General features: G+C 37.6%; 10 protein-coding genes. All 10 read left to right on the top strand.

Features of this window, described 5'->3' with window-relative positions:
- The first annotated feature begins 97 nt into the window (after positions 1-97).
- The 10 genes from FA047_RS19300 to FA047_RS19255 all read left to right on the top strand — a co-directional run bounded on the left by FA047_RS19300 (position 98) and on the right by FA047_RS19255 (position 14044).
- Positions 98-2551 carry a TonB-dependent receptor gene (locus tag FA047_RS19300; protein ID WP_136837735.1) on the top strand — a complete coding sequence of 818 codons (2454 nt, stop codon included), beginning with the start codon at positions 98-100 and terminating at the stop codon, positions 2549-2551.
- A 479-nt stretch (positions 2552-3030) separates the two neighbouring features.
- The gene (locus tag FA047_RS19295) at positions 3031-3795 is read left to right on the top strand and encodes a polysaccharide biosynthesis/export family protein (protein ID WP_136837734.1); all 765 of its coding nucleotides are present in this window, start codon (positions 3031-3033) and stop codon (positions 3793-3795) included.
- 85 nt (positions 3796-3880) lie between these two features.
- Positions 3881-6124 (top strand): GumC family protein, encoded by a 2244-nt coding sequence (locus FA047_RS19290; RefSeq protein ID WP_225872799.1) that lies wholly within the window; start codon positions 3881-3883, stop codon positions 6122-6124.
- 233 nt (positions 6125-6357) lie between these two features.
- Positions 6358-6885, top strand: a complete 528-nt coding sequence (locus tag FA047_RS19285; protein ID WP_136837732.1) for a UpxY family transcription antiterminator — start codon at positions 6358-6360, stop codon at positions 6883-6885.
- 7 nt (positions 6886-6892) lie between these two features.
- Positions 6893-8191, top strand: a complete 1299-nt coding sequence (locus FA047_RS19280) for a nucleotide sugar dehydrogenase (RefSeq protein WP_136837731.1) — start codon at positions 6893-6895, stop codon at positions 8189-8191.
- Positions 8192-8217: 26 nt separating this feature from the next.
- Complete coding sequence (locus FA047_RS19275; protein ID WP_136837730.1) at positions 8218-9660, top strand: lipopolysaccharide biosynthesis protein; 1443 nt, start codon at positions 8218-8220, stop codon at positions 9658-9660.
- Positions 9657-10805: a DegT/DnrJ/EryC1/StrS family aminotransferase gene (locus FA047_RS19270; RefSeq protein ID WP_136837729.1), complete on the top strand. Its 1149-nt coding sequence runs from the start codon at positions 9657-9659 to the stop codon at positions 10803-10805. Before FA047_RS19275 ends, FA047_RS19270 begins: the two co-directional genes overlap by 4 nt.
- Positions 10806-10816: 11 nt before the next feature.
- Complete coding sequence (locus tag FA047_RS19265) at positions 10817-11683, top strand: glycosyltransferase family 2 protein (protein ID WP_136837728.1); 867 nt, start codon at positions 10817-10819, stop codon at positions 11681-11683.
- Positions 11684-11690: 7 nt separating this feature from the next.
- Positions 11691-12791 (top strand): glycosyltransferase, encoded by a 1101-nt coding sequence (locus FA047_RS19260; RefSeq protein WP_136837727.1) that lies wholly within the window; start codon positions 11691-11693, stop codon positions 12789-12791.
- A gap of 11 nt (positions 12792-12802) precedes the next feature.
- The gene (locus tag FA047_RS19255; protein WP_136837726.1) at positions 12803-14044 is read left to right on the top strand and encodes a DegT/DnrJ/EryC1/StrS family aminotransferase; all 1242 of its coding nucleotides are present in this window, start codon (positions 12803-12805) and stop codon (positions 14042-14044) included.
- Position 14045: the final 1 nt, after the last annotated feature.

The raw sequence follows: 14045 nt of genomic DNA, 5'->3' as shown, positions 1-14045 counted from the left end.
GTACCTTGCGGCTATTTGAACTAATTCTAAATAAATTTGATGAAGTGGAATATGGATATTACTTTTGCGGCCATTAGAATTAATCTAAATAAAGAAAATGAAACACATATACTTATTATTAATTTTTTGCTCGTTTCTCATTTTTAATCAGGAATCTGTCGCTCAACTGGCCTCAGCTCCGGCAAGAGGATCTATTACAGGCAAGATCAGAGCCAATGATGGAAAACCAGCGGCTTACGTGAGCGTTCAGATTGTAGAGAATAATCGAAAAACTTCTTCGGATGAAGATGGTAATTTCTCTTTTAATAATTTAAAAACAGGTGAGTACACACTTAAAACTTCGTTTATAGGTCTGCAAGTACAAACTCAAAAAGTATCTGTTGCTGAAGGACAAACTTCAACGGTTGATTTTGTATTATCAGAAAACTCTGCTCAGTTAGATGAGGTAGCTATTAATGGATATAAGACTCCCAATGAAAAACCGGCCAATGTTGGAAAGATTGCTATTGCACCGAGAGACTTACCTCAATCGATTCAGATAATCGGTGCTCAGGTGATTGCAGATCAGCAAGCTAACCGCTTAAGTGATGTCATGAAAAACGTAAATGGTGTCGCACTGGGCGCTAATCGCGGATCTGTAGGTGATAACTTTTATGCTAGAGGATATAGTCTTGGGTCTAACAATATTTTTAAAAACGGAGTAAGAACTTCCATCGGTGGATTTCCAGAAGCAAGTACCTTAGAATCGGTAGAGGTTTTAAAAGGTAGTGCCGCATTACTTTATGGTGGTGTAAGTGGGGGTGCTGTGGTAAATATGGTAACTAAAAAACCGAAATATGAGTATGGTGGCGAGGCCTCTATGCGTGTGGGAAGTTATGATCTTTACAAACCAACTGTAGATGTTTATGGACCTATTTCTGAGAAAATTGCGTTTCGCTTAATCAGTACTTATGAGACTGCTGGTAGTTACAGAGACCATGTCGATTCTAAGAGATTTTATGTAAACCCATCCTTATTGTATAAAATAAGCGATAAAACGGACATCTTGTTACAAGGGGATTACTTGAAAAGTGATTTTACTCCTGATTTTGGTATAGGTACAGTTGGTAACAAAGTATCACCACTGGGAAGAAATGTTTACCTTAATACACTTTGGGCATACAACAAGACTAGTACAGCTACTGGCCAGTTGGCAGTTAATCACCAATTCGATGATAACTGGAAATTAAATGTTTCAGGATCATTACAGTCCTACAATAGAAATTATTTTTCTGCTGAACGCCCATTTGCTGATGCCGCCGGTGTTGCCAAACGTGATTTGACACGTTCAAAAACAGAGGAATTTACTTACAACCAACAGGTAAATTTGACAGGTAAGTTTAAAACCGTTGGCATAGAACATACCTTGCTTGTTGGGGTTGACGCGGATCAATCAAATACAACAAGTGGAAATTTCATCTATCCGGGAAATAATAATGCCACTTCTTATAGCTATGGTAATATTAACCTGCTTGATCCATCTACTTACAACACGAGAAGTGATATCCCTGAAACTACGGTAAGAGCGAATACCAAAGCTCCAATCTATAGATTTGGTGGATTTGTTCAGGACATGATAGCCCTAACAGATCAGTTTAAAGTTTTAGCCGGTGTCCGCTGGACCTTCCAAAAAACTCCAGCAACATCTATAACGACAGTAGCAGATGGTTCAACATCAAAAGGTACTGCGGCTGGTACTTCAGACAAAGCTTTCTCTCCTAAGTTTGGATTAATTTACCAGCCTATCAAAACTACCTCTCTTTATGCCAGCTATGCCAGTAATTTTATTCCAAATACCGGAACCGACATCTACAAATCTCCTCTTGGTGCTTCAATTGTCGACCAATACGAAGCGGGTGTAAAAAATGACTTCCTGGATGGACGACTTTCTGCAAATGTTACCTGGTACAGAATTAACAATGATAAATTTGCACAACAGGCGCTTTTCGATGCAAATGGAAAAACCAATGCTGATGCAACCATTAAAGAATTTTCTGGAAAGACAGCAAGTGACGGTCTGGAAATCGATGTTACTGCAACTTTAGTCAAAGGTCTTAACTTTATTGCGGGATATAGCTATAATTATATGCGTTATACTTCAACTTTAGCTAAACAAACATTAAAGAAAGAGGATGGTTCAACATTTGATGTTGGTGGTATTGTGGAAGGAGAGCGTCTTGTTGGAACAACTAAGAACACTGCAAATGCAAGTCTTTTCTATACTTTTAGTGAAGGTGCTGTTAAAGGATTAAAACTCGGAGCTTCTGCTTTCTATACGGGAGATCGTAATGGTGGTAGAAATACGAACAAATTAGGTACATCTTCTGGGATCATTCCGGTTAAAGCTTTCACTACTGTTGATTTTTCTGCAGGTTATGCTTACAAAAAGTTCACTATCCTTGGTAAACTATCTAATATAACTAACGAATTGAATTATTACATCCATGAGAACTATAGTGTAAATCCAATTCCTCCAAGACAATTTGTTACGACATTGACTTATAAATTTTAACGAACAAAAAATTCCTCAATATAAATAGGCCGGGATATCCATTGGATATCCCGGCCTATTTATTGGCCTATATATTATATAGACCGTAGAAAAATCTCTTGCCTGTTATTGTTTTGCCCTTTACACGTATTTACGCAATTACAATTGCTTTATACGAATGATTTTGTTTTGAAGCAGTGGTATTTGCTATTGTTTTTGTGATTTGGTAGAAATAATTGAGAATTTGTATGCCATATATCTGTTTTACTATCGATAAATTCGATTAATTAGGTGTTGGTTTCTAGTTTTTATGTGATTTGTGAGAAAAAATCTATACACTACTTGTATAACGACGTACACAAAGCTGTGAAGTTAGGTGTGTATCTTGCACAATCTATTTCACAATTGAAAAAATGGGCAATTTTAATAACAATTAGTCCCTAAATTTAATTCATAATATTTAAGGCATCATTTAATCGTGTTAATTTAAATTACTTGTTATGAAATTAAACTATATTTTATGTTCTTTAAGCTTAATAACCTTAATTGGGTGTTCAAGACAAAGGAATTTGGTCTATTTTAGCGACCTAACTTCAAAAAGTGAAACCTCTAACATGGTAATGAATGATGGTGAACCCAGGATTCTTAAGAATGATGTGTTAAGTGTGACAGTTAACAGCACGAGTCCGGAATCGAATGTGATGTTTGCCGCCAATACCAATAACGTGAATGCAAATGGATTTTATGAGAAAGAAGGGTATCGTGTAAATGAGCAAGGCAAAATCAAATTTCCAGTACTTGGGGAAATCAAGTTAGACGGGTTGACTGTTGTTCAAGCCCAGGGTCTTATTGAATCCGAATTAAATAAGATGGTGAAGAATGCTGTTGTGAACGTCAAGTTTATGAATTTCAGGATCACCGTTATAGGGGAGGTAAATCACCCTTCAACATTTACGGTTCAGAATGAAAAGATCAATCTTTTAGAAGCCTTGGGGATGGCCGGTGATATGACACCTTACGGAAAGAGGGAAAATGTCCTGTTAATCAGGGAAACTGAAGGGAAACGTACAATGGTAAGGGTGAACCTTAATAATAAAGATGTACTCAACTCACCTTATTTTTATCTGAAGCAGAATGATGTTGTTTATATAGAGCCGGATAAGGCCAAGTCTGTGGAATACAGCAATAGTAACAGGATGATGCCACTCATTGTAGCCACAATATCGGCTGTCGCAGTTTTGGCAACCACATTCCTTAATAGATAATTGATCCATTGTTCAACTTAATACAGAAGCCATGTCTTTTAATCAACAATCAATAATGAAACGGCCGGATTTAAAAGATCAGATCATGAAATATTTTAAATACTGGTACTTATTTTTAATTACGTTGTTACTGTCTTTGGGTGGTGCTTATCTGTACCTGCAAATTACAGTTCCTCAATACAAGGTAACCAGTACCTTGCTAATTCAGGATGATGCAAAAGGAGATGGTATATTAAAGGGGACAGCTTTCAGTGACTTGAATATGTTCAGATCATCCAGAACTGTAGACAATGAGATGGAGGTGTTGCGTTCAAAAGATCTGATTTACGAAGTGCTTAATGATCTGGCATTACAGGTTCGCTATTCTAAAAAATTGCCTTTAAGATCAAAAGAATTGTATGGAGACTCACTTACTTTTAAAATTTTGGTGAATTCCATTAAAGATGGGGCCTATGCAAAAAAGAATTTGTCTGTACAAATATTAGACGATGAAAAATTGCTTTTCAAAGAAGGCAGCAAGGAATACATATACAGGTTTAACCAGGCAATCGTTCGACCTGAATTTAACATCACAATTGTAAAGGGACCTGCTTTTAAACTTTCTGGAAAGTCGGTGGAAGTTGCCTTTGTGAATTTGCGCAGGCTTGCTGAGGTATACAGCGCATCCCAATTAATTGTAATGCCGGTAGTAAAAGATGCGAATACCATTGTGCTTAGTCTCATGGATGCGGTTCCACAAAGAGGTATTGATATTCTTGAGCGTCTTATTGAAACCTATAATATGGAGAATGTAAGCAACAAAAATATTATGGCCATGAACACCATCAAATTTATTGATGGTAAGCTAAGCTACCTCTCAAAGGATTTATCCGGAGTAGAGCAAGATGTAGAAGATTATAAGAAATTTAACAGAGTAACGGAGCTAAGTACAAATGCCCAGATGGATTTGCAGTCGTCTGGTGAATATGATCAGCAGCTTGCTTCGAGTGAGGTTCAGCTGGGATTGGTACAATCAATGATCTCCTATTTAACAGGCAGTGAAAGTAAATATGAGCTCGTGCCTACAACTTTGGGTTTGAAAGACCCTACTCTTCAAAATCTCACTGATAGATACAATAATCTGCAGATAGAAAGACAAAGATTGTTACGTACCAATCAAGCAGGGAATCCGCTGGTGATCAATATCACTGAACAGCTTTCGGGCTTAAAATCGAATTTACTGGAAAATTTAACCGTAATAAGAAAAGGACTACGTCTCGAAAAAAATAACCTTAACCGTAAGTCTGCGATGTATGCAGCCAGGTTGAGAAGTGTTCCGGTACTGGAAAAAGGTCTTTTGGAAAGAAGTAGGGAGCAAAGTGTGAAAACTACGCTTTATCATTATCTGCTACAGAAAAGAGAAGAAACAGAGCTGTCGCTATCAGCCACTATTCCCACCTCTCAGGTGATAGACAAACCTGCTTATGTATCTATACCCGCTAAACCTAAAGTACAGATTATTTACCTGATGAGTTTTGTTTTGGGTTTGATTATTCCAGCCTCAGTAATATATACCAGGAATAAATTAAATAATAAGGTAAAAGATATTTACGATGTAGAGTATTTAACAGGAGGAGCAAGGATTTTGGGTGAGCTGAGTCATAAAGGTATTGGCGAATCTATTGTCGTACACAAAGATAAAAGCACGACCATTTCAGAGTTATTTAGGTTTATCAGATCTAATCTTCACTTTATGGATACGAATAAGAGTAATCAGGTAATGCTGGTGACCTCCAGTACGAAAGGTGAAGGTAAAACTTTCTTTAGTGTCAACCTCGGGATTACGCTGTCGCTAATAGAGAAAAAGGTGGTGATGCTTGAGTTTGATCTCCGTAAGCCTGATATGCTCAATAGCATGAAGATGACATCAGAAATTGGATTGTCCGATTATCTGACATCGGAGAGTTTAACCGTGGATGATATATTGGTACAATCACCAACCTCAAGCAATCTTTCTGTGATAGGCTGTGGCAAGATCCCAGAAAATCCTGGAGAATTGCTGATGAGTAACAGGTTGAATATATTGTTTCATGAGCTCAGGAAAAGGTTTGATTATATCATTGTGGATACATCGCCTGTAGGGCGTGTAGCCGATGCTTTTAGTCTTGCAGAGTTCGCAGATGCAAGTATTTATGTGGTGCGCTATAATTTTACCAATAAAACTGAATTAGGAATATTTGAAGACATCTGTGAAAATCATAAACTGATTAATCCGATGCTGGTATTTAACGATGCCAAGAAAGAAAATAGAAATGTATATAGGTATGGAAGATATGCCTATTCTGCCTGAGCTGTAGCTCTAAGTTATTGTATCGTAAGGGATATGTGTTATTGAATGCCGGCAACCAAAGCCGGATGTGAAGTTGGATCGGGAGACGACGACTGTCTAAAAATTGGCAATCTTTTCAAGATTGCAGGTGGGGAATCAGAAATAGAAAAAATTAAAAAACAATCATGTAAGTGAGGTAGCGAAGCTGTATCCGGACTGTTCAAAGTAATCTAAAACTCTAAATAATAGCTCATATGGAAAATTTATTACCCTTCAAATCATCGTCTACAAGAAATTGGTTTGTCATCTATACTCGTCCGAGATGGGAAAAGAAAGTGGATCAGTTACTTCAAATGCAAGATATTACTTCTTATTGTCCGGTAAGAAAAGTAAAAAGCCAATGGGCTGACAGAATTAAAGAAGTAGAGTTGCCATTGTTTAGTTCTTATGTATTTGTTTACATCAATCCCAAAGAAGAATTGAAAGTAAGATTGACAATGGGGGTGGTAAACTTCATTTATTATATGGGGAAGATGGCACGTATCCGTGAGTCTGTAATTGAAGACATTAAACATTACCTGGAGTCCTATCCGGAGGCCGAAGTGGAGGATATCCGTGATATGGAGGTTGGTGATCGTGTAAAGATAAAAGAAGGTATTATGACGGATAAAGAAGGACAGATCATTAAGCTACACGGTAAAAATGTATTGGTAGTTATCGACAATCTAAATTGTGCCCTGGTAACCAAAGTGTCTGTATCTGCATTGGAATTAATAAACTAAGCTTGTTATGGATTCGAGAAAGGTTGAAGAAATAAAAGTTGCAGTAATAGGGCTTGGGTATGTAGGATTGCCGCTTGCTGTAGAATTTGCCAAACAATATAAGGTATTTGGTTTTGATACAAATGTGGAAAGGATAAACAGCCTTAAGGATGGTTTTGACCATACACATGAAATCGATGTACAGGCTCTTCAAAATGTGCTCACCTTTGACTGCTCCACACTAAAAGGCCTGTTTTGTACAAATGAACTGGAACTACTGAGGAAATGCAGCGTATATATTGTGACAGTTCCTACACCGGTTGATAAAAATAACCGACCTAATCTAGAGCCCTTGATTATGGCCAGCAATATGGTTGGAAAAGTGCTTAAAAAGGGTGATATCGTTGTTTATGAATCTACCGTATATCCGGGAGTTACAGAAGAAGAGTGTGTTCCTGTATTGGAGCGGAGTTCCGGCTTAAAATTTAATACTGATTTCTTCGCTGGTTATTCTCCGGAAAGAATTAATCCGGGGGATAAAGACCATACAGTTGCTAATATCCTAAAAATTACTTCCGGTTCTACGCAAGAATCAGCAGAGTTTATTGACGGTCTCTACCGCTCGGTGATTACTGCCGGGACATACAAAGCCTCATCTATCAGGGTTGCAGAGGCAGCAAAAGTAATAGAAAATGCTCAGCGCGATATCAACATTGCTTTTGTAAATGAACTGGCAATGATATTCAATAGATTAGGTATTGACACAGGAGAGGTTTTAAAAGCTGCCGGGACAAAATGGAATTTCCTTAAATTTCAGCCAGGGTTGGTGGGAGGACATTGTATTGGTGTTGATCCTTATTACCTCGCTCAGAAGGCACAGGAAATGGGTTATTATCCGGAAATTATTCTTGCTGGTCGCAGAATAAATGACCGAATGGGTACTTATATCGCTGATGAACTTGTGCGCAGAATTGTTTCTAAAAAGAATGTTCATAACAGTGAGGTTTTGATCCTTGGTTTTACATTTAAGGAAAATTGTCCTGATGTAAGGAATACAAAGGTTATTGATATCGTGAGGAGATTACGTGAATACAACATTAATGTCGTGATTCATGATCCCTGGGCAGACGCTGTCCAGGTGGAAAAAGAATATGGTGTTATTTGCCAAAATGGCGAATCAAAAACAAGGAAATACGATGCAATTATACTTGCTGTGGCGCATCAGAAATTTAAAGATATAGATATTTCCAGTATGTGTCATTCTGAAACTGTGGTATATGACATCAAATCAATGCTTCCAGACATGGTAGTAAATATGCGCCTCTGAGCACTTTGCGGCTTTAGCTTTCAATTATGAGTTTACGAAAAAAGACAATGTCCGGACTGGTCTGGACTTTTGTTCAGCAGTTTAGTGTCCAATTTATCGGCTTTGGGATTACAATTATTCTGGCCAGGATATTATTGCCTTCAGAATTTGGATTGATAGCAATGCTGAGTTTATTTATTGCTATTGGTAATTCTCTATTAGAGAGCGGGCTTGCATCTTCATTGATCCGGTCTTCGGAACTGACACAAGAAGATTATTCGACAGTATTTTTTTTCAATCTGGGTGGAAGCATAGTAATTTATGGAATTGTATACCTTTTGGCTCCTTATGTGGCGCTTTTTTATCATCAGGAAGTACTGACCCTGATACTTAGGGTTTACGCCCTTGACTTTATCCTCAATGCGTTTTTCGGTGTACAGAATGCAAGGTTAACGAAAGAGATGAATTTTAAAATTCAGATGAAGATTCAGATACCTTCTGTGTTTATTGGCGGCTTACTGGGTGTTTTTTTAGCGCTGCGTGGTTATGGAGTTTGGAGTTTAGTTTGGATGGGATTATTTCAGTCCTTCCTGTCGACGGTAATGCATTGGGTATATTCAGGATGGCTACCTGATTTCGTTTTTAGCCGTAGGTGCTTTAAGAGGCATTTTCATTTTGGCTACAAAATGACATTGACAGGTTTACTCGAAATTCTTTACAAGAATATATATGTATTGATTATTGGTAAAGGCTATTCTGCGGCACAGCTGGGTTTTTATTCTCGCGCAGAATCGGTGAGTCAGTTGCCAATCGGCAATATTGCAGCCGTAATCAATAAGGTTACTTATCCCATGTTTGCCTCTATAGTGGATGATGATGTGAAGCTGAAAATGGTTTATAAAAAGCTAATGCAGCAGGTGCTTTTTTGGAATGCACCAGTGCTGATATTGCTGGCGGTAATCGCAGAGCCACTATTTAGGTTTTTGTTGACAGATAAATGGCTGCCTGCTGCACCTTATTTTCAGATCTTATGTTTTGCTGGGATCATGTATCCGCTACATGCATATAATCTTAACATCCTTAAAGTAAAAGGAAGAAGCGACTTGATTCTTAAACTCGAGTTTATTAAAAAGGCAATATGTGTAGTAGGGATCGTATGCGTGATTCCATTCGGAATATACGGGCTGCTTTATTTTCAGCTGATGTTTAATTTTTTGGGCTATTACATTAATTCTATCTATAGCGGTAAGCTGATTGACTACTCCATCAAAGAACAATTGCAAGACATTACTCCAATTATAGCAACATCAGCGTTTGCCGGAACACTGTGTTATGTCGTAGATACTTTGTGTTTAAAGCCCTTTCCACTACTGGATATTACCAGAATAATTATAGACGCATTGTTTTTCTTCCTGATTTATATGGGAAGCAGTACTGTGTTGAGACTTACAGCAATTAATGATTTCAAACAACTAATTCTAAAAAGATGATACCTGTAACCAAACCTTTTCTTCCAAAGATTCAGGAATTTGAATCTTATGTAAATAGCATATGGGAACGCCAGTGGCTTACTAATAATGGACCATTGGTCAATGAACTGGAATTGAAGCTTAAGAATTATCTGGGGATTAAGCACCTGTTATATGTTTCGAATGGGACTATGGCACTTCAGCTTGCTATCAACGCGCTTGAATTAAAGGGAGAAGTAATTACTACGCCATTTTCTTTCGTAGCTACTTCAAACAGTTTAGTTTGGGAAGGCTGTAAACCTGTTTTTGTAGATATTGACGGGGAGACCTTTAATATTGATCCTAAAAAGATAGAGGAAGCGATTACTCCTCAAACATCAGCAATATTGGCTACTCATGTTTATGGAAACCCTTGCGATATTGATGCCATACAAGGGATAGCACAGCGGTACTCTTTGAAGGTTATTTATGATGCGGCACATTGTTTTGGTACTAAATATAAAAACAAATCTGTTTTTGAATACGGCGATATCAGTACTACAAGTTTTCACGCAACAAAACTTTTTCATACAATAGAAGGTGGTGCTGTATTTACTCAATGCCCCGAACTTTTAAAGAAAATGGCATCTATGAGAAATTTTGGTCACAATGGGCCAGATGAATTTTCTGAATTGGGGATTAATGGTAAAAACTGTGAGTTTCATGCCGCTATGGGTTTATGTAATCTGAAACAGATAGATGAAATATTGGATAAACGAAGATTGCTTTCATTCTATTACTGGAGAGCCCTGAGTACATTAAAAGCGACTTATCCAAAGCTTAATGCAGATCTGGATTATAACTATGCGTATTTTCCTGTTCTGTTTGATGATGAGCAGCTCATGCTCAAATGCATGAAAGCGCTTGAAAATGAAAAAATCTATTGTCGGCGATATTTCTATCCCGCACTTTCTGCATTGCCATTTTTAAATCCTGCATTTATGCCGGTGTGTGAATCAGTTGCAAAGAGAATTCTTTGTCTCCCGTTGTATCATACCTTAACAAGCAGTGATCTTGATCTGATTACAAGAATCATGTTGAGGGTTCAGAATTATGATATGCAAAATGAAATGCTACCATCTAGTTTGACAGTGAAACAGAACGGACAGTTAGACACCGCTTATTAATCCTAATAAATATGAATAAAGTACAACAAGATGAAATCCTGGTGAGCGTATGTTGTATTACCTACAATCATCAAAAATATATTTCCCAGGCATTGGAAGGCTTTTTAATGCAGGATACAGATTTTAGATATGAAATTATAATCGGAGAAGATCATTCCACAGATGAGACAAGAGCAATCATTCAAAAATATGCATCAAAATATATTGATGTCATTAAGTTAGTTAGTCATTCACAGAATGTAGGTGCAATAAAAAACCAGCTTTCTGTTTTGGAAGCAGCAAAGGGGAAATACATTGCCATGTGTGATGGTGATGATTTTTGGACTGATCCTTTGAAACTTCAGAAACAGGTTGACTTTTTGGAGAGCCATCCGGATTATGTCATTTGCTGTCATCATACAGAGGTGATCAACGATAGGGATGAGACAATTTACCTGAAGGAAAAGCCAGAAGCACTGGAGTTTAATTATGGGGATGTTTTGCTTGGAAAAAGAGAAGAAACCCGGATCTGCTCACTTATGATGCGCAACCTTGATGAAGTCAAAGAAATAGGTAAACAAGGCTGGTATTTTAAAACGCACGGTTCAGATACATTGCTGAAACTATATGCAATGGCAAGTACAGGGAAAAAGATCTATGTTCTTCCCCAGGTAATGGCTTGTTATCGGCTACATACAGGGGGAGTATGGAGTATGATTGATTCCAGAGTAAGAAAAAAAAGAATGGTAAGTGATTTTAATTTGATGGTAGAAAACTTTACCTATTCAGCCGGTTTAAAAAGGGAATTGCTCAAATTTTATCTCCGTCAGTACTTCCTTTTTGACATAAGGAATCTTAGGTTAAACGGGGCACTCACAACAATTATGAATTTATTATAAATGAATTATGCCTGGATTGAAACTGGTATTTGTAATCTATACGCTCCAAAAGGGAGGGGCAGAAAGAGTTCTGTCTACACTTAGTAATAGCTTTAGCGAACGCGCATATGATGTAGTCATCATTTGTATGAATGATGCTGCACAGGGATATCCACTATCCGAAAATATCCGCGTGGTTTCGCTGCTTAACAGAAAACGTAATGAGCATTTGTTTCGCCGGATTAAATATGGGATAATCACCTGTTTGAGGATGGTGAAGATATTGATGAAGGAAAAGCCTCATTGTGTAATTTCATTTATGACAAGTGCTAATTTGTGGACAGGTATCACTTGTAATTTACTTAATATACCCTATATCGTTTCTGAACGTACCACTCCGAATCATACAATCAATAGGTTTAATTACTTTTTAAAGTGGTTGTCCTACGTAATCTATAGAAAGTCGAAAGCCATAGTAATACCTGCAAAGGGGATTGAAGACTGTCTGAAAAGAAATGAAGCTTTTAGTCATTTGAATAATTACAATATCATTAAGAATCCGGTATATGTATTTAAATCATCTTCGCACAAGATTGTGCATCATAGGAAATTTATTCTTGCTGTAGGCAGACTTTCTTACGAAAAGGGATTTGACAGATTAATCGAGGCTTTTAGTAAAGTTAGAATAAAGAATATCGACCTGGTGATCGTTGGCCAGGGAATAGAAAAGCAAAATTTAGAATACCAAATCCATAAGCTGAGGCTTGATGACCGAATTATACTTGCTGGGGCAAAGGATGATCTGCAGCATTATTATAATCAGGCCGAATTATTTGTTCTGCCGTCAAGAAATGAGGGCTATCCGAATGCGCTTATTGAAGCAATGAGCGCCGGGTGTGCATGCGTTGCTATGGATTGTGAATTTGGTCCTTCTGAGATTATTGAACACGGCATAAATGGCATTCTGGTTGAAAACGGGAATATAAATATGCTGACCAAGTCCATTTTTAATATCCTGTTTAACGTTGGGCTTAAACATCGCCTGGGCGACAATGCCAGGGCAATAAATAAAACAAATTCTCTGGATGTCATTTCTGACATGTGGGAAGAACTGATACTTGCAAAATAAAACTTAAGACTATGAATATTCCTTTCTCACCTCCGTTTATTGATCAGGCAGTTATAGATGAAGTGGTAGACACACTTCAAACCAATTGGATCACTTCTGGGCCAAAAGTTAAGGCTCTGGAATCCGAAATATTAACTTTAACCGGGTCGGAAGCCGCAGTATGTGTTAATTCCTGGACCTCTGGTGCCATTATGATGTTGAAGTGGTATGGCATAGGAGAAGGCGATGAAGTGATAGTTCCTGCATATTCTTACTGTGCAACTGCATTGTGCGTTTTGCATTGCGGTGCAAATCCTGTTATGGTGGATATTCTGGATGATTGTACCATAGATCCTGAAAAGGTGAAAAGTAAGATTACTGAAAAGACGAAGGCAATTATTGCTGTGGACATTGCAGGATTGCCGTGCATGTACAATGAGTTGAATGCACTTGTGAACGACCCTGATGTTAAAGCACAGTTTGTACCTGGATCAGGAAGACAAGCATTGCTAGGAAGAATTTTATTGATCGCGGATGCCGCACATTCAATTGGTTCATATTATGATGATGTGCCTGCTGCCAGAAAAAGTGATGTCACTATATTCTCATTTCATGCAGTAAAAAATATTACTACAGCTGAAGGAGGGTGTATTTGTCTGAATCTTCCTGCTTGTTTTGACAATCAGGAGGAATACAAGTTTTTGAAACTTTTCTCCATGAATGGGCAGAATAGAGATGCCTTCGCAAAATCTAAGGGAGCAAACTGGAAGTATGATATTTTATTTAAAGGGTTTAAAATGAATATGCCCGATATCTGCGCTGCGATTGGATTGGCTCAGCTGAGAAAATATAAAAACACGTTACTTCCTTTAAGAAAGATTGTGTATTTGAAGTATTGTAATTCCTTTGATGGCTATAATTGGTTTATAAAACCGGTTATGAAAGACGATCACCGGGAATCTTCATATCACTTGTTCCCTCTGCGGATAAAAGGCATAACAGAAGCCCAAAGAGATCAGATTATAGAAGAAATGGTAAATAGAGGTGTAGTAGTGAATGTTCACTTTATCCCTATGCCAATGCTGACTTATTTTAAGAGCATTGGTTATGACATAGACAATTATCCAAATAGTTATAAGCAATACGCCTGTGAGATTTCATTGCCTATATATCCTCAGCTGTCAAATCTGGAGATTGATTTTATCATTGAATCTGTTATAGCAAGCGTGAGACTGGTAGTAGGAATAAAAGAATTAGTTAAAGTTTCATCTTAGC

This window comes from Pedobacter frigoris, from assembly GCF_005116445.1.
GTDB lineage: Bacteria > Bacteroidota > Bacteroidia > Sphingobacteriales > Sphingobacteriaceae > Pedobacter > Pedobacter frigoris.
This window is presented reverse-complemented; position numbering and strand designations above follow the sequence as displayed.